Raw genomic sequence first — 15,793 nt, 5'->3', positions numbered from 1 at the left:
TGTGGTGCGCCGGGCGCCGCCAGCGCCTTTTTCCCCCTGACTTTTCATTCGAGACGCACTATGTTGGCGCGGCTGGGGCCGGCGATTGTTGCGTTGAATCAAGATCTTGCGTGGGCAGTGGCAGATTTGTGACACAAGGACGGTACACTATGGACATGGCCGGGCAATCGGCCTGGAGACTAAACACTATTAGAATCATTGACTCAATATCGAGAATCGATGGCAAATCGCGAAACACTAGGATTGATCAAGGGGGCGCGTGCGGGTGACGTTGCCTGTCAGCTGGCGCTGGGAAGAGTGTATCTGTTTGGCCAGGGCGTGCCGCAAAGCTTGCCCACGGCCTTGCATTGGCTGGCCCGGGCGGCGCAGGAAGACAGCGAGGAAGCGTGCATGCTGATCGGCACGCACGTACCGTTCGAGGTGGCGCAACCGGCCGCCACGGCGTTGCTGCCCTATTATGAACAGGCATTTGACGCGGGCCTGGTGCAAGCCGGCCTGGTGCTGGCGCAACTGGTGCTGGGCAATGCCGTCAACAGCTGCGTCGCCCTGCGCGCCAAGGCGCACACGGCACTGGAAGCGGCGGCACGCGCCGGCTTGCCCGATGCGCAGTGGCTGCTGGCGCGGCAAGCGGGCCTGGCCGGCACGACCGTCGCGGCGCATGGCACCGCTGCCGGGCATGGCGACGCGCCGCCGCAGCATGCGGCACTCGAACAGGCGTGGAGCGCGGGCGACCTGGCCGGCTATCTGGCGCACGGCTTGCCGCTGGCGCGCGAATTGCTGCAGCGCCAGGCCGCCGCGGGCACGCGCAGCATCGCGCTCGATGCGCAGCAAGTGCTGCTGCTGTCGCGTTGCGCGCAGGCGCTGGCGCCAGGCGGCAGCGCCGAAGGCTGGCAATGCTGCGAACTGGCCGCGCATGGCGGCGACCGCGCGGCGCAGCTGGAACTGGGTCTTGGCTATGCGCGCATGGATGCGCATGGCCAGCGCCTGGCCACGCGCAATGGCGCGGCCAATTTCAAGCGCGCCGTGCGCTGGCTGACGCAGGCGGGCGAACAGGGCCTGGCCGAAGCCTGGTTCGTGCTGTCGCGCATTTATACCAAACCGGAATTTTCCCAGCGTAATGTGGTCGAAGCGCATTCCTGCCTGGAACGGGCGGCCGACCTGGGACATGGCCCGGCCCAGCTCGAATGCGGCATGCATGCCTGGCGTAACCGCCGCGACGGCGTCAACAGCGATGTGCGCGCCGCCTACTGGCTGTTGCAGGCGCAGGCGCAAGGCAGCACGGAAGCGCAGGCGGTGCTGGAGAAGATCGCGCCGCGCGGCAGCCCTGGCGACTGGGGGCAGGGCAGCGTGCCGCACGCGGGCGCGCACCTGCGCCAGTTGGGACAGAATCATCCGCTGCTGGCGGCACGCCTGGAACTGGCGCGCTGGTTTGACCTGTCGCGCGCCGAAGCCTTGCTGCTCGACGTGGTGGCGGCCGACCAGGGACATTGTTTGTTGATCGACATCAGCGCCACGCATGGCCGCGGCAAGCGGCGCCTGGTGCTGATCCGCACGGCGCAGGAGCGCCAGGTGCTCGACCGGGTGGTGCGCCTGTTCGAGCGCGTCGATTGCGGCGTGGATGGTCCGGAAGGCAATTACCGCCAGCGCCTGTACCGCCTGAAGTGCTACCTGGCGGAACAGGATGTGCCGCAGGAACCATTGTCATCAGAACAGCAATTCCAGGCGGCATGATGCCAGCCGCGATGCGCGGCTGAGGGGCGTTGGCGTTACAGCTCGATCGTGCCTTCGAACACGGTCACGGCCGGGCCCGTCATCCGCACGGGCTGGCCCGCGCCTTGCCAGGCGATCGACAGTTCGCCGCCGCGCGCGCTGATGCGCACGGGCGAGTCGAGCAAGCCGCGCCGGATGCCGGCCACGGCGGCGGCGCAAGCGCCCGTGCCGCAGGCCAGGGTTTCGCCCGCACCCCGTTCAAATACGCGTAGTTTCACGTGATGGCGGTCGACGATCTGCATGTAGCCGGCATTGACCCGGCGTGGAAAACGCGGATGGTGCTCGATCAGCGGACCCGATGTGTCCAGGTCTTGCGCCTCGACATCGTCGACTACTTGCACGGCGTGCGGATTGCCCATCGAGACGACGGACACCAGCACCGTGGCGGCGTCGCCCGGCAAGGCCAGGTCCAGCGGCCACAGCAGATCAGTACCCGCGGCCACGCCCGTCAAGCCAGCCGCATTGAAAGGCACCAGTGCTGGCTCCAGCACGGGCGCGCCCATGTCGACCGTGATGCTGCCGTCGAGTTCCAGGCGCGGCGCGATGACGCCGGCCATGGTTTCCACGCTGATGCTGGTTTTGTCCGACAAGCCTTTTTCGCTGACGAACTTGACGAAGGCGCGCGCGCCGTTGCCGCATTGCTCGACTTCGCCGCCATCGTTGTTGTAGATGCGGTAGCGGAAGTCGCAGCCGGGCAGGCGCGGCTTTTCCACCACGAGGATCTGGTCGGCGCCGATGCCGAAACGGCGGTCAGCCAGGCGCTGCCACTGGGCCGGGGTGAAGTCGATTTCTTGATTGATGGCATCGATGACGATGAAGTCATTGCCGGCGCCATGCATCTTGGTAAATTGCAGTTTCATGTTCTGGCGTTTCACTTGTGCTGGTTATAGAACGACGCTTCGCCTGCCGGACGCGTCTTGAAGCGTTTATGCGTCCAGAAATACTCGGCCGGCGCTTCGCGCACCCGTTCTTCGATGAACTCGTTCATGCGGCGCGTGGCGGCCGTGATGTCGTCGCCCGGATAGTCATCCCAGGCCGGGTAGTACGTCACCTTCCAGCCCTGGTAGTTGGGCAGGAAGGTGGCGATGACGGGGATCACCTGCGCGCGGGCGGCCAGCGCCAGGCGCGCCGTGGCCGTCAGGGTGGCGGCCGGGACGCCGAAGAAGGGCACGAATTCCGCATCCTTTTCGCCGAAATCCATGTCCGGCAGCATGAAATACGGCAAGCCGTCGCGCAGCGCGCGCAGAATCGTCTTGATGCCGTCCTGGCGCGTAAACAGCTTGGGCGGCTTGAAGCGCGAGCGGCCGTTGCGCAAGGCCTGGTCGAAGGCGGCGTTCTTTTGCTGCACATACATCGAAGAGGCGGAAATTTCCATGGCCGTGGCGGCGCCTGCCACGTCGAGGCAGACAAAGTGCGGGCACAGCAAAATGGTGGGTTTTGCAGCGATCTGCTGGCCCGGGAAGGCGGGCACCTTTTTGATCAGGCGGTTCAGGCGCGCTTCCGACGACCACCACAGGATGCTGCGTTCCCACACGCTGCGCGAATACGCCTGGAAATGCTGGCGCGCCAGGGCCACGCGCTGGGCTTCCGTCAGTTCCGGCATGCACAGGCGCAAGTTCGTCAGGGCGATGGCGCGCCGCGTGGGCATGGCGATGAACAGCAGGCTGCCGACGGCCACGCCGAAGCGCCCGAGAATGGGCAGGGGCAGCCAGTGCAGCAGCCACATGAAGGCGATCAGCAGTCTCATGCCGGCTCCTTGGCAGCTTCGGCGCTGGCGGATGTCGGTGGCGGCGCGCCGCGCGGCACCTTGTAGCGGTTGTAGCTCCACAGGTATTGCGCGGGGCTGCGGGCGATCAGTTGCTCCATGGCCGCGTTGATGGTGCGCGCCTGCTCGGCCGAGGTGCTGTCGAGCGACTCGGTGAACGGCACGAAATGCACGACGTAGCCGCGCCCGCCCGGCAGGCGTTCCGCGTAGGTGATGATGACTTCGGCGCCGCCCATCTGCGCCAGCTTGGCCGGCAGGGTCATGGTATAGGCAGGGCGGCCAAAGAAATCGGCCCACACGCCTTCGCCTTCCTGCGGCACCTGGTCGGGCAGCAGGCCGATCGGCTGGCCCTTCTTCAGGCACTTGGCGAAGATGCGCACGCCCGACATATTGGCCGGCGCCAGCATCAGGTTTTCGCGCGCGCGCGCCCCTTCGATCAGCGGTTTCAATGCGGCGCGCTTGGGCGGGCGGTACATCACGGTGAGCGGCGTGCGCAGGGCGATTTGCTGGGCGACGATTTCAAAGCAGCCCAGGTGTGGTGTCAGGAAGACAATGCCGCGGCCATGCTGCAGCGCTTTTTCCACCAGTTCCCAGTTTTCCACGGTGGCATGGCGCGCCACGCGCTCGGCCGGCGCGCACCAGATGAACGGCAATTCCAGCACGCTCTTGCCCGCTTCGGCCACGGCCGTGTGCAAGTGTTGCGAAAACCCCGCACCTTGCATGTTCTCGCGCATGCGGCGCCGGTAGGACGGGGAAATGGCGTAAATCACCCAGCCAAGCACGGCGCCGAGGCCATGCAGGACGGGCAAGGGAAAACGGGATAAAAAGCGGAAAATAGGGACTAACATGAATGAGCTGGTTCCAGGAATGGCGTGTTGCCGTGCCAAAATTTTTTAAGAAGCGTAAAATACCACGTATGCAGTAACCGCTGAGTTAATAGACAACTTGCGAAGCGGAATATAAATATCGCTAAAGCGTCGCAGGCAAAATCCTCTTTACTGCGACAGAACATTCACATAGTAATCAGGAGCTTGCAATGTCAAACGACTATCTCTTCACTTCCGAATCCGTTTCGGAAGGCCATCCCGACAAGGTTGCCGATCAAATTTCCGACGCCATCCTTGACGCCATCCTGACCCAGGATCCAGCGGCCCGCGTGGCTGCCGAAACCCTGTGCAACACCGGTCTGGTGGTGCTGGCTGGCGAGATCACCACGCACGCCAATGTGGATTATATTCAAGTTGCGCGCGAAACCATCAAACGCATCGGCTACGACAACACGGAATACGGCATCGACTACAAGGGTTGCGCCGTGCTGGTGGCCTACGACAAGCAGTCGCCGGACATCGCGCAAGGCGTCGATGAAGGTGCGGGCATTGACCTGGATCAAGGCGCTGGCGACCAGGGCCTGATGTTTGGCTACGCCTGCGATGAAACGGCCGAGCTGATGCCCGCCGCCATCCACTACGCGCACCGCCTGGTCGAGCGCCAGTCGCAGCTGCGCAAGGATGGCCGTCTGCCATGGCTGCGTCCGGATGCGAAATCGCAAGTGACCCTGCGCTACGTCGACGGCCGTCCGGTTGGCGTGCACACCGTCGTGCTGTCGACCCAGCATGCGCCGGAAATCTCGCATTCGCAGATCGAAGAAGCCGTCATCGAAGAAATCATCAAGCCGATCCTGCCGCGCGAATGGCTGACCGACACCAAATTCCTCGTCAACCCGACGGGCCGTTTCGTCATCGGCGGTCCGCAAGGCGATTGCGGCCTGACCGGCCGCAAGATCATCGTCGACACCTACGGTGGCGCGGCGCCGCATGGCGGTGGCGCGTTCTCGGGCAAGGACCCGTCGAAAGTCGACCGTTCGGCAGCCTACGCGGCCCGTTACGTGGCGAAAAACATCGTTGCCGCCGGCCTGGCGCGCCAGTGCCAGGTGCAGGTCAGCTACGCCATCGGCGTGGCCAAGCCGATCAACATCACCGTCTACACGGAAGGCACGGGCGTGATTCCGGATACGGAAATCGCCAAGCTGGTGCTGGCGCACTTTGATCTGCGTCCAAAAGGCATCGTGCAAATGCTCGACCTGCTGCGCCCGATCTACCAGAAGAGCGCCGCCTACGGCCACTTCGGCCGCGAAGAGCCGGAATTCACGTGGGAGCGCACGGACAAGGTCGCGCTGCTGCGCGACGCCGCCGGCCTGAAGTAATCTAGTTCGACTTGCAAGAAAAGCGCCCCGGCCTCTGGCCGCGGGCGCTTTTTTTATGTGTTGTTACGCGGCAATGCATGGCGAACAGGCTGGCGCGCCGGCCTTGCCGATGTTAAACTCCCGTGTCCGAGGAGCGTTGCGACGAAGAAATTCGCCAGGCTCGGAATATCCTGCAACCGCGCTCACGTACCTTTTTCAACTGAAAGGAGGGCGTGATGAACGCCGTACTCAAATCGCAACACGACTACACCATCGCCGATATCACCTTGGCCGCATGGGGCGACAAAGAAATCAAGATTGCTGAAACGGAAATGCCCGGCCTGATGGCCATCCGCGAAGAATTCGCGGCAGCGCAGCCTTTGAAAGGCGCGCGCATCACCGGTTCCATCCACATGACGATCCAGACCGCCGTGCTGATCCAGACCCTGGAAGCACTGGGCGCGCAAGTGCGTTGGGCATCGTGCAACATTTACTCGACGCAAGACCACGCCGCCGCCGCCATCGCTGCCGCCGGCACGCCCGTCTTCGCCGTCAAGGGCGAGTCGCTGGACGACTACTGGGAATACACGCACCGCATCTTCGAATGGCCGAACGTGGACGGCAAGGCGGTCTACTCGAACATGATCCTCGACGATGGCGGCGATGCCACCCTGCTGCTGCACCTGGGCGTGCGCGCGGAAACCGACCTGTCGGTGCTGGCGAACCCCGGTTCGGAAGAGGAAATCTGTCTGTTCAACTCGATCAAGCAGCGTCTGCTGGTTGACCCGACCTGGTACTCGAAGCGCCTGCCGGAAATCCTCGGCGTGACGGAAGAAACGACGACCGGCGTGCACCGTTTGTACCAGATGCACAAGGAAGGCAAGCTGGCTTTCCCTGCGATCAACGTGAACGATTCCGTCACCAAATCGAAGTTCGACAACCTGTATGGCTGCCGCGAGTCGCTGGTCGACGGCATCAAGCGCGCCACCGACGTGATGATCGCCGGTAAAGTGGCCGTCATCGCCGGCTACGGTGACGTTGGCAAGGGTTCGGCCCAAGCCATGCGCGCGCTGTCGGCGCAAGTGTGGGTGACGGAAGTCGATCCGATCTGCGCGCTGCAGGCGGCGATGGAAGGCTACCGCGTCGTGACCATGGATTACGCGTGCGAACACGGCGACATTTTTGTCACCTGCACCGGCAACTATCACATCTTGACGCACGATCACCTGACGCGCATGAAAGACCAGGCCATCGTCTGCAATATTGGTCACTTCGACAATGAAATCGATGTCGCTTCGTTGAAACAATACGAGTGGGAAAACATCAAGCCGCAAGTCGATCACATCATCTTCCCGTCGGGCCGCCGCATCATCCTGCTGGCCGAAGGCCGTTTGGTCAACCTCGGCTGCGGCACGGGCCACCCGTCGTACGTGATGAGCTCGTCGTTCGCCAACCAGACGATCGCGCAGATCGAACTGTACGCGAACACGGCCAACTACCCGGTCGGCGTGTACACCCTGCCGAAACACCTGGATGAAAAAGTCGCCCGTTTGCAACTCAAAAAGTTGAATGCGCAGCTGACGGAACTGACGCAAGAGCAAGCCGACTACATCGGCGTGCGTCAAGAAGGCCCTTATAAGCCAGAGCACTACCGCTACTAAGATGGTTGCCTCATGAACCTACTGCGCGGCGCGGGGCGCGGCCGGCGATGCTCGCTGTACCTTCGGACAGCTGCGCTTCTCGGCCACGCCGCGCATCCGCTCGCTACGGTTCCTGAGGCAACAAGACTGATCGGTATATCTTTTGTGCCGGCTGTTGCCGGCCTGACTTTCTTTGACAGGCTAGAGAAATGCGCTTGCTACTGATTTGGTTTATCAATGCGGCAGCCCTGTTTGCCGTTCCTTATTTGATGCACTCGGTGACGATGAGCAGCGGCTGGACCGCGCTGCTGGCCGCTGCCGTGCTGGGCCTGGTCAATGCGCTGATCCGTCCCCTGCTGATCCTGCTGACCCTGCCCGTGACGTTCCTGTCGCTGGGCCTGTTCATCCTGGTCATCAACGGCTTCATGTTCTGGCTGGTGGCGCAGATGATCGATGGTTTCCATGTCGCCAGTTTCTGGTCGGCCGTCGGTGGTGCCATTCTGTACAGCATCATTTCCTGGGCCCTGTCGACCTTACTTTTGAGTAATGACGATGGAAAAGCATAATTTCAGTATTGAGTTTTTCCCGCCGAAAACCCCGGAAGGGGCGGAAAAGCTGCGCGCCACGCGTGCCAAATTGTCTGAATTGCATCCGAAGTATTTCTCGGTGACCTTTGGCGCCGGCGGCACCACGCAGCAGGGCACGCTCGACACCGTGCGCGAGATTCTGGCGGCCGGCGAACAGGCTGCACCGCATCTGTCTTGCGTGGGCGGTTCGCGCGCTTCGATCCGCGCCGTGCTGGCCGACTTCAAGGCGGCCGGCGTGAACCGTATCGTGGCCTTGCGCGGTGACTTGCCCAGCGGCTACGGCGCCTCGGGCGAGTTCCGCTACGCCAACGAGCTGGTGGAATTCATCCGCGCCGAGACGGGCGACCATTTTCATATCGAAGTGGCCGCCTATCCGGAAGTGCATCCGCAAGCCCGTTCGCCGCAGGACGACCTGAACGCGTTCGCGCGCAAGGTGCAGGCCGGTGCGAATGCCGCCATCACCCAGTACTTCTACAATGCCGACGCGTATTTCCAGTTTGTCGAGCAGACGCAGAAGATGGGCATCAACGTGCCGATCGTGGCCGGCATCATGCCGATCACGAACTACACGCAGCTGATGCGCTTTTCGGACATGTGCGGCGCGGAAATTCCACGCTGGGTGCGGCTGAAGCTGGCCAGCTTTGGCGACGACAGCGCGTCCATCAAGGCCTTTGGCCTGGACGTGGTGACGGGCTTGTGCGAACGCCTGCTGGAAGGCGGCGCGCCCGGCTTGCATTTCTATAGCATGAACCAGGCGGCCGCCACGACGGCCTTGTGGCAGCGCCTGGTCAAGTAATCGCCGTCTGATGCGTCAGAAAATGTCGCCCTCGGTCACGATGTGATCGAGGGCGATGTCGTATTCGCCGTTGGGAAAGCTTGCCGCCAGGCAGGCATAGGCAATGCCCAGGGTGCGCGGACGCGGCGTGGCCGCCAGGGTACGGTCGTAATAGCCGCCGCCATAGCCGAGCCGGAAACGTTGCACATTAAACCCCAGGCAGGGCACCAGCACGGTGGCGGGCGCCGCACGCAGGCGCAAACGGGCCGGCACGGCCACGCCCATGCCATCTTTCACCATGGCTTCGCCCGGCGTCCAGTCGCTAAATGCCAGCGGCGCGTGCTTTTCCAGCACCACGGGCAGGCACAAGGCCACGCCGCGCGCTGCCAGCTGCGCATACGCGCCGTGCAAGTCCGGCTCGCCGTGCAGGGGCCAGTACACGCCCAGTTCCCCGATATTTTCGTCTGCGCACCAGTCCAGCAGGCGCTGCGCGATGGCCGCGTCCCACTGCGCGCGCGTGGCGTCAGGCAGGGCGCGCCGGGCCGTCAGCAAGGCTTTGCGCAAGCCGGCTTTTTCCTGCGGCGCAATGGGTGGCCGTGTAGCCGGATCGCATGTTATTCTAGGGTCGCTATTCATATCACCATCAAGTTAAGATTGAGAGTCGTACATTGATTTCCCCACTGAAATGGATCGCCGGCACGATGCTGTGTGTTGCATCGGCCATCTCTCCCCTGGCCGCCCTGGCCCAGGTATCGACCACCGTATCCCCAGCCGCCCCCGACACGCGCAGCGAGGACGATGCCTTCCTGCTGTTGCGCGACGCCGCGCGCAAGGATGATATCGACAAGGCCGACTTTTATGCGGCACGCCTGACGAATTACCAGATTCCTTCGTATGTTGACTATTATCGGCTGAAACCGCGCATCAAACAGTTGAGCGAAGCGCAATTTCGCGATTACCTGAACCGCTACAAGGGCAGCGCCATCGCCGACCGCTTCCGCAACGACTGGCTGCTGGAGCTGGGCCGCAAGCGCGACTGGGTTATTTTCGATGAGCAGTATCCGCAATTCGCCCTCGACGACGATACCCAGCTCAAGTGCTACGCGCTGATGTCGCGCGCCGCCAAGGGGCAGAACGTGGCGCCCGAGGCGCGCAACCTGCTGGTGTCGCCGCCTGGCTACGGCGAAGCGTGCGGCAGCCTGATCGCCGCGCTGGCGCAAAATGGCCAGTTCGACACGAACGACCTGTGGGCGCAGATCCGTCTGGCGGGCCAGACCAATGCCACGGGCCCGGCGCGCCGCGTCGCGCTGCTGCTGGGCGCCTCGGACGCGAAGATGGCGCAAGCCATCGATTTGCCGGCGCTGGTGCTGGCCAAGGGCGCTGGCGCCAGCCGCGCCGACCATGAAATGTACCTGGTGGCGGTGGGCCGCATGGCGAAAAGCACCCTGAAACTGGGCGTGGCGGCCTTGCAGAAGGCCAGCGGGCAATTGACGGCGCAGGAGCAGGCCATCGGCTGGGCCAGCCTGGCCCTGCAAGCGTCGTATTCGCTGGCACCGGAAGCGTTTGAGTATTGGCAAAAAACCAATGGCGCGCCATTGACCCAGGAGCAGATGCAGTGGAAGGCGCGCATCGCCTTGCGCGAAGGTAACTGGCCCGTGGTCAAATCGTCCATCCAGGCCATGCCGGCATCCCTGCGCGCGGACCCCACCTGGATCTACTGGCTGGCGCGCGCGCAACAGGCGGAAACGCCGGACCGCCCGAACGCGCAGGCGGACGCCCTGTACCGCACGATCAGCGGGCAATCGAATTTCTATGGCTTGCTGGCAAATGAAGAGCTGGGCAACCACCTGGTCTTGCCGCCGCCGGGCCAGCCCGTCAGCCCGGCGGAAATTGCCGTCATGGCCGCCAATCCGGGCTTGCAGCGGGCCTTGAAGTTCTTCAACATGCGCTTGCGCTTCGAAGGCACGCGCGAGTGGAACTGGGAATTGCGTTCGATGACGGACCGCCAGCACCTGGCGGCCGCCGAATTCGCGCGCCAGAACAATGTGCTTGACCGCATGGTCAACACCTCGGACCGCACGCGCCTGGAAGTGGACTACACGCAACGCTACCCGACGCCGCACGACGACGTCATGCATCCGGCCACGCAAACCCTGGGCCTGGATAAAGCCTGGGTATATGGCCTGATCCGCCAGGAATCGCGTTTCATCATGGATGCCCAATCGCACGTGGGCGCTTCCGGCCTGATGCAGGTGATGCCGTCGACGGCCCGCTATGTGGCCAAGAAGATCGGCCTCACCGATTTCGTCACGGAAACCTTGAGCGATGTGCGCACCAACGTCTTGCTGGGCACCAATTACCTGAACATGGTGCTTGGCGGCCTGGACGGCTCGCAAGTGCTGGCCAGCGCCGCCTATAACGCGGGGCCGGGGCGCCTGCGCATCTGGCGCGCCACCATGACGCGCCCGCTCGAAGGCGCCGTCTTTGCCGAGATCATTCCCTACACGGAAACGCGCGGCTACGTGAAAAACGTGATGGCCAATGCCACCTATTACGCGGCCTTGTTCGAGAAAAGCCCGCAGTCGCTGAAGGCGCGCCTGGGCACCGTGGGTCCGAAAAACAGCGCCGTCGCGGCCGATTTGCCATCATCCAACTAAAGAGTGCCGAGCATGCAAACCACCATCCTTGATCCCAGTTTGACGCAAGCCCTGGCCGCCGCGCGCGAGCCAGGTCTGACCCTCATCATCGGCAACAAGAATTACTCGTCGTGGTCGATGCGGCCGTGGGTGGCCATGACGGCGTTCGGCATCCCGTTCCAGGAAGTGCGCGTCTTGCTCGACCAGCAGGACACGGCGACGAAAATCGCCGAATACTCGGCCTGCGGCAGGGTGCCCGTGCTGCTGGCCGGCGAAATGACGATCTGGGACAGCCTGGCCATCTGCGAATACCTGGCCGAACAGTTTCCGGACAAGCATTTGTGGCCGCAGGACGTGGCAGCGCGCGCCATGGCGCGTAGTGTCTGCGCGGAAATGCATTCCGGATTCGCCGGCTTGCGCACGGCCATGTCGATGAATATCAAGGCAAAACTGCCAGGCCGGGGCCGCACGCCCGCCGCGCAGGCCGACATCGGCCGCGTCAGCGAGATCTGGGAAGAGTGCCTGTCGCGCTTTGGCCACCACCAGTTCCTGTTTGGCGATTTTTCCATCGCCGATGCGTATTTCGCCCCCGTCGTCATGCGTTTCCGTACGTATGGCGTGAGTTTGGCGCCGGCCCTGAACGCGTATTGCGAGCGCGTGCAGGCGCACCCTGCCGTGGCCCGCTGGATCACGGAAGCGCTGGCCGAGACGGAAGTGGCCGCCAAGCACGACGCGGAACTGCCTGACTAAGAAAAGAATGTTATGAAGATATACACGGTCGGTGGCGCGGTGCGCGACCAACTGCTGGGCTTGCCCGTGAAAGACCACGACCATGTCGTCGTCGGCGCCACGCCCGACGACATGCTGCGCCAGGGTTTTCGCCCCGTCGGCAAGGATTTTCCCGTTTTCCTGCATCCGAAGACGCAGGAAGAATACGCGCTGGCCCGCACGGAGCGCAAGACGGCCCCCGGCTACCGGGGCTTTGTCTTCCACACGGCGCCCGACGTCACCCTGGAAGAAGACCTGGTGCGGCGCGACCTGACCATCAACGCCATCGCGCAAGCCGAGGACGGCACCTTGACGGACCCGTTCGGCGGTATCGCGGATATTCAGAATAAAGTGTTTCGGCATGTCTCGGACGCGTTTGGCGAAGACCCCGTGCGCATCCTGCGCCTGGCGCGCTTTGCCGCCCGTTTCGACACCTTTACCGTTGCGCCGGCCACCATGGCGCTGATGCGCCAGATGGTGGCCAACGGCGAAGTCGACGCCCTGGTGGCCGAGCGCGTGTGGCAGGAAGTGGCGAAAGGCTTGATGGAGGCGCGACCGTCGCGCATGCTGGCGGTGTTGCAGGAATGCGGCGCCCTGGCGCGCATCGTGCCGGAACTGCAGGTCGACGCGCAGCTGCTGCAAGTGATCGACCGTGCGGCCGGCGCGGGCCACGAGCTGTGCGTGCGCTTTGCCGTGCTGATGCTGGCCGTGCCGGTGGCGCAGATCAATGCGCTCAGCGAGCGCCTGCGCGTGCCCAACGATTGCCGCGAGCTGGCCGTGATGGCGGCGCGCGAGCAGGCGGTGGTCGCCGGTGCGCTGGCCCTGGGCGCCGAAGAACTGGTGAGTTTGTGCGAACGCTGCGACGGCTTGCGCAAGCCGCAGCGTTTCGTGCAGATGCTGGACGCCATCGCCTGCGATGTGCAGGCAGACGATTCCGCGTTTCCACAGTCCGCCTGGCTGCAAACGATGCTGGCGGCCGTGCGCGGCGTCGATGCGGGAGCGCTGGCACAAGCGTGCGCACACGAGCCGAAACGCATTCCTGCCGTGATCCATGCGGCGCGGGTCGAGGCTGTCATGAACGTGATCAGCAGCACGGAACGGCCATGACCCTGCCCAAACTGTTCCAGAACCCGTTTCGCCGCTGGCTCAGCCGTAGCGGTGGCGGGCGTCCGAGCGTGCTCGTCAAGCAGTTGCACGAGCGCGACCGGCGCCGCATGATGAAGCATTTTCTGAGCCTGGAAAAAAGCGACCGCCTGCTGCGCTTCGGCAGCGCCTTGCCCGATGAACTCGTGGCGCAGTATGTGCAGAAGATGGATTTTTCGCGCGACATGGTCTACGGCGTCTACAACAGCCTGTTCAAGCTGGTGGGCGTGGGGCACCTGGCCTTCGCGCCGAAAGCCACGTCGCCGGCGAAAAGCGTCGTGACGGACAAGGAGCAGGTGGCCGAGTTTGGCGTGTCGGTATCGAAATCCATGCGCGGCATGGGCGTCGGTTCCAAACTGTTCGAGCGGGCGGCGATTCACTGCCGCAACAACGATGTCGATACCCTGTATATGCATTGCCTATCGTCCAACAAGACGATGATGCATATCGCCAAGAAGGCGGGCATGGAAATCCAGCGCGACTATGGCGAAGCCGATGCGTATTTGAAACTGTTGCCGCCGAACCCCAGCAGCATGCTGCAGGAAGCCGTGCAGGAGCAGTTCGCCATGTTCGATTACACCTTCAAGGCGAATGCGCGCGCCGCGTCCAAGCTGTGGGACCGCTTGCCGGGCCGCAAGAAGAGCAAGCCGGCAGCGCCGCCGCCACCTCCGCCCGCGGACTGATTACACCAGCGGCAGGGCCGTCGTATCCTTGATGCGCTGCAGCGCAAAGCTCGATTTCACGTCCAGCACGGCCGGGTGGCGCAGCAGGGTCGCCATCATGAAGCGCGAAAAGTGCTCCATGTCTTCCACGTGCACGCGCAGCAGATAATCCATTTCACCCGTCATCGCATAGCAGGCCACCACTTCCGGCCATTGCGCCACGGCCACGGCGAAGTCGGCGCGCGGCGAGGTATTCGTCACCAGATTCGGCGCCAGCACCCGCGCCGTGCTGTGCGCGGTGGCGTCGCTGTGCTTTTCCAGGCGCACATTGACGTAGGCCAGCAAGCCCAGGCCGATCTTTTCCGGGTCAAGCAGGGCCACGTACTGTCGGATCACGCCCGCTTCCTCCAGCCGTTTGACGCGGCGCAAGCATGGCGACGGCGACAGGCTGACCTGCTCGGCCACGTCCTGGTTTGACAGGCGGCCATCGGCCTGCAGGACGGCGAGGATCTTGCGGTCCGTTTTATCCAGCGTAATTTTGCTCATGCTTCCTCCGGAGGATCTTGTTTCACGCAATATTATTGCGCAAATCATGATTGTTCGGGAGATCTTTGGCATTTAATGCCCACAGACCGCGCCTATACTGTGCGCTACTTCTTGGAGGAGACATCATGCAATTTCAGCCTTGGGATAACCCGATGGGTACCGATGGTTTCGAGTTCGTCGAGTATGCAGCACCAGACCCAAAAGCATTGGGCAAGCTGTTCGAGAACATGGGATTCACGGCCATCGCGCGCCACCGCCACAAGGATGTGACCCTGTACCGCCAGGGCGACATCAATTTCATCATCAATGCCGAACAAGATTCGTTCGCGCAACGTTTTGCCCGTCATCACGGTCCGTCCGTGTGCGCCATCGCCATCCGTGTCGATGACGCGGCCTTCGTCTACCGCCGCGCGCTGGAACTGGGCGCCTGGGGTTTCGACAATAAAACCGGCCCGATGGAGCTGAACATTCCCGCCATCAAGGGCGTGGGCGATTCCCTGCTGTACTTCGTCGACCGCTGGCGCGGCAAGGGTGCCGACAAGCCGGACGCGGCCGCACCAGGCGGCATCGGCGACATCAGCATCTATGACGTCGACTTCGTCGCCATTCCCGGCGCCGTCGCCAACCCCGTCGGCCATGGCCTGACGTATATCGACCACCTGACGCACAATGTGCACCGTGGCCGCATGAAGGAATGGGCCGGTTTCTATGAAAGCCTGTTCAACTTCCGCGAAGTGCGCTACTTCGACATCGAAGGCAAGCATACGGGTCTGAAGTCGAAAGCCATGACTTCGCCATGCGGCAAGATCCGCATCCCGATCAACGAATCGTCGGATGACAAGTCGCAGATCGCCGAATACCTGGATCAGTACCACGGCGAAGGCATCCAGCATATCGCGCTGGGCACGGACAATATCTACGCGTCCGTGCAAGGCATGCGCGATACGGGTATCGATTTCCAGGACACGATTGAAACTTACTATGAGCTGGTCAACCGCCGCCTGCCGAACCATGGCGAGCAGCTGGAAGAACTGCGCCGGCTGCGCATCCTGATCGATGGCCACAGCACGGAAAACGAACGCGAACTGCTGCTGCAAATCTTCACGCAGACGGTGATCGGCCCGATCTTCTTCGAGATCATCCAGCGCAAGGGCGACCAGGGCTTCGGCGAAGGCAACTTCCGCGCCCTGTTCGAGTCGATCGAGCTGGATCAGATCAAGCGCGGCGTGCTGAAAGATACGAGCGCGGCGTAAGCTGGTGGTGTTTGTCGGCTTACGCCGTTCCGGCTAAGCCGATCTACGGCTGGGGCCAGTAATGTC

The 15,793-nt window shown here is 63.1% G+C and carries 15 protein-coding genes and 1 riboswitch; of the genes, 10 read left to right on the top strand and 5 right to left on the bottom strand.

What is annotated here, in order from left to right:
• Positions 1 to 219: 219 nt before the first annotated feature.
• On the top strand, positions 220 to 1,731 hold the full coding sequence (locus tag ACQ4WR_RS11620; RefSeq protein ID WP_436487370.1) for a tetratricopeptide repeat protein: 1,512 nt from the start codon (positions 220 to 222) through the stop codon (positions 1,729 to 1,731).
• A gap of 35 nt (positions 1,732 to 1,766) precedes the next feature.
• On the opposite strand, the gene dapF is transcribed toward ACQ4WR_RS11620, so the two are convergent.
• Genes dapF through ACQ4WR_RS11605 form a run of 3 tightly spaced genes read right to left on the bottom strand, consistent with a single transcriptional unit; the run spans position 1,767 to position 4,383 of the window.
• The gene (dapF, locus tag ACQ4WR_RS11615; protein ID WP_436487368.1) at positions 1,767 to 2,630 is read right to left on the bottom strand and encodes a diaminopimelate epimerase; all 864 of its coding nucleotides are present in this window, start codon (positions 2,628 to 2,630) and stop codon (positions 1,767 to 1,769) included.
• Between the two features lie 11 nt (positions 2,631 to 2,641).
• A complete protein-coding gene (locus ACQ4WR_RS11610) occupies positions 2,642 to 3,517 on the bottom strand; it encodes an LpxL/LpxP family acyltransferase (protein ID WP_436487366.1) in 876 nt (291 codons plus the stop codon).
• Positions 3,514 to 4,383 carry a lysophospholipid acyltransferase family protein gene (locus tag ACQ4WR_RS11605; RefSeq protein ID WP_102297493.1) on the bottom strand — a complete coding sequence of 290 codons (870 nt, stop codon included), beginning with the start codon at positions 4,381 to 4,383 and terminating at the stop codon, positions 3,514 to 3,516. Before ACQ4WR_RS11605 ends, ACQ4WR_RS11610 begins: the two co-directional genes overlap by 4 nt.
• A gap of 188 nt (positions 4,384 to 4,571) precedes the next feature.
• Between ACQ4WR_RS11605 and metK the strand changes: the two genes are divergently transcribed.
• The 4 genes from metK to metF all read left to right on the top strand — a co-directional run bounded on the left by metK (position 4,572) and on the right by metF (position 8,740).
• Complete coding sequence (gene metK / locus ACQ4WR_RS11600; RefSeq protein WP_102297496.1) at positions 4,572 to 5,738, top strand: methionine adenosyltransferase; 1,167 nt, start codon at positions 4,572 to 4,574, stop codon at positions 5,736 to 5,738.
• Positions 5,739 to 5,860: 122 nt separating this feature from the next.
• Positions 5,861 to 5,929: riboswitch (S-adenosyl-L-homocysteine riboswitch) on the top strand.
• 24 nt (positions 5,930 to 5,953) lie between these two features.
• A complete protein-coding gene (gene ahcY, locus ACQ4WR_RS11595) occupies positions 5,954 to 7,378 on the top strand; it encodes an adenosylhomocysteinase (protein ID WP_436487363.1) in 1,425 nt (474 codons plus the stop codon).
• A gap of 188 nt (positions 7,379 to 7,566) precedes the next feature.
• Positions 7,567 to 7,923, top strand: a complete 357-nt coding sequence (locus ACQ4WR_RS11590) for a phage holin family protein (RefSeq protein WP_102297501.1) — start codon at positions 7,567 to 7,569, stop codon at positions 7,921 to 7,923.
• Complete coding sequence (metF, locus tag ACQ4WR_RS11585) at positions 7,910 to 8,740, top strand: methylenetetrahydrofolate reductase [NAD(P)H] (protein ID WP_436487361.1); 831 nt, start codon at positions 7,910 to 7,912, stop codon at positions 8,738 to 8,740. Before ACQ4WR_RS11590 ends, metF begins: the two co-directional genes overlap by 14 nt.
• 15 nt (positions 8,741 to 8,755) lie before the next feature.
• Here the strand turns inward: metF and ACQ4WR_RS11580 are convergent, their stop codons facing one another.
• Positions 8,756 to 9,355 (bottom strand): 5-formyltetrahydrofolate cyclo-ligase, encoded by a 600-nt coding sequence (locus ACQ4WR_RS11580; protein WP_495542684.1) that lies wholly within the window; start codon positions 9,353 to 9,355, stop codon positions 8,756 to 8,758.
• Between the two features lie 32 nt (positions 9,356 to 9,387).
• Here ACQ4WR_RS11580 and ACQ4WR_RS11575 point away from each other — a divergent pair, with 32 nt between their 5' ends.
• The 4 genes from ACQ4WR_RS11575 to ACQ4WR_RS11560 are packed head-to-tail and all read left to right on the top strand — an operon-like array spanning position 9,388 to position 13,949.
• Complete coding sequence (locus ACQ4WR_RS11575) at positions 9,388 to 11,376, top strand: lytic transglycosylase domain-containing protein (RefSeq protein WP_436487358.1); 1,989 nt, start codon at positions 9,388 to 9,390, stop codon at positions 11,374 to 11,376.
• A gap of 12 nt (positions 11,377 to 11,388) precedes the next feature.
• Positions 11,389 to 12,105: a glutathione S-transferase family protein gene (locus ACQ4WR_RS11570; RefSeq protein WP_102297512.1), complete on the top strand. Its 717-nt coding sequence runs from the start codon at positions 11,389 to 11,391 to the stop codon at positions 12,103 to 12,105.
• Between the two features lie 12 nt (positions 12,106 to 12,117).
• Positions 12,118 to 13,230 carry a tRNA nucleotidyltransferase/poly(A) polymerase-related protein gene (locus ACQ4WR_RS11565; RefSeq protein WP_436487356.1) on the top strand — a complete coding sequence of 371 codons (1,113 nt, stop codon included), beginning with the start codon at positions 12,118 to 12,120 and terminating at the stop codon, positions 13,228 to 13,230.
• Positions 13,227 to 13,949, top strand: a complete 723-nt coding sequence (locus ACQ4WR_RS11560) for a GNAT family N-acetyltransferase (RefSeq protein WP_436487354.1) — start codon at positions 13,227 to 13,229, stop codon at positions 13,947 to 13,949. The genes ACQ4WR_RS11565 and ACQ4WR_RS11560 overlap by 4 nt, the downstream gene beginning before the upstream one ends.
• Here ACQ4WR_RS11560 and ACQ4WR_RS11555 read toward each other — a convergent pair whose 3' ends face one another.
• A complete protein-coding gene (locus ACQ4WR_RS11555) occupies positions 13,950 to 14,474 on the bottom strand; it encodes an Lrp/AsnC family transcriptional regulator (RefSeq protein WP_092798605.1) in 525 nt (174 codons plus the stop codon). It lies immediately after the preceding gene.
• Between the two features lie 125 nt (positions 14,475 to 14,599).
• Here ACQ4WR_RS11555 and hppD point away from each other — a divergent pair, with 125 nt between their 5' ends.
• Positions 14,600 to 15,727 (top strand): 4-hydroxyphenylpyruvate dioxygenase, encoded by a 1,128-nt coding sequence (gene hppD / locus ACQ4WR_RS11550; RefSeq protein ID WP_436487353.1) that lies wholly within the window; start codon positions 14,600 to 14,602, stop codon positions 15,725 to 15,727.
• The last annotated feature ends 66 nt before the right edge of the window (positions 15,728 to 15,793 follow it).

The organism is Janthinobacterium amylolyticum, from assembly GCF_051380655.1.
Classification (GTDB): Bacteria; Pseudomonadota; Gammaproteobacteria; order Burkholderiales; family Burkholderiaceae_D; genus Janthinobacterium.
Note: the sequence above shows the minus strand (reverse complement) of the source record. Positions and strands in the feature narration are given on the sequence as shown.

Bases quoted from the DNA above. Each gene is read 5' to 3' on its own strand.
- dapF (WP_436487368.1), bottom strand. From the start codon at position 2,630: ATGAAACTGCAATTTACCAAGATGCATGGCGCCGGCAATGACTTCATC.
- ACQ4WR_RS11590 (WP_102297501.1), top strand. From the start codon at position 7,567: ATGCGCTTGCTACTGATTTGGTTTATCAATGCGGCAGCCCTGTTTGCC.
- metF (WP_436487361.1), top strand. From the start codon at position 7,910: ATGGAAAAGCATAATTTCAGTATTGAGTTTTTCCCGCCGAAAACCCCG.
- ACQ4WR_RS11555 (WP_092798605.1), bottom strand. From the start codon at position 14,474: ATGAGCAAAATTACGCTGGATAAAACGGACCGCAAGATCCTCGCCGTC.
- ACQ4WR_RS11580 (WP_495542684.1), bottom strand. From the start codon at position 9,355: ATGAATAGCGACCCTAGAATAACATGCGATCCGGCTACACGGCCACCC.
- ACQ4WR_RS11605 (WP_102297493.1), bottom strand. From the start codon at position 4,383: ATGTTAGTCCCTATTTTCCGCTTTTTATCCCGTTTTCCCTTGCCCGTC.
- ahcY (WP_436487363.1), top strand. From the start codon at position 5,954: ATGAACGCCGTACTCAAATCGCAACACGACTACACCATCGCCGATATC.
- metK (WP_102297496.1), top strand. From the start codon at position 4,572: ATGTCAAACGACTATCTCTTCACTTCCGAATCCGTTTCGGAAGGCCAT.
- ACQ4WR_RS11620 (WP_436487370.1), top strand. From the start codon at position 220: ATGGCAAATCGCGAAACACTAGGATTGATCAAGGGGGCGCGTGCGGGT.
- ACQ4WR_RS11565 (WP_436487356.1), top strand. From the start codon at position 12,118: ATGAAGATATACACGGTCGGTGGCGCGGTGCGCGACCAACTGCTGGGC.
- ACQ4WR_RS11560 (WP_436487354.1), top strand. From the start codon at position 13,227: ATGACCCTGCCCAAACTGTTCCAGAACCCGTTTCGCCGCTGGCTCAGC.
- hppD (WP_436487353.1), top strand. From the start codon at position 14,600: ATGCAATTTCAGCCTTGGGATAACCCGATGGGTACCGATGGTTTCGAG.
- ACQ4WR_RS11570 (WP_102297512.1), top strand. From the start codon at position 11,389: ATGCAAACCACCATCCTTGATCCCAGTTTGACGCAAGCCCTGGCCGCC.
- ACQ4WR_RS11610 (WP_436487366.1), bottom strand. From the start codon at position 3,517: ATGAGACTGCTGATCGCCTTCATGTGGCTGCTGCACTGGCTGCCCCTG.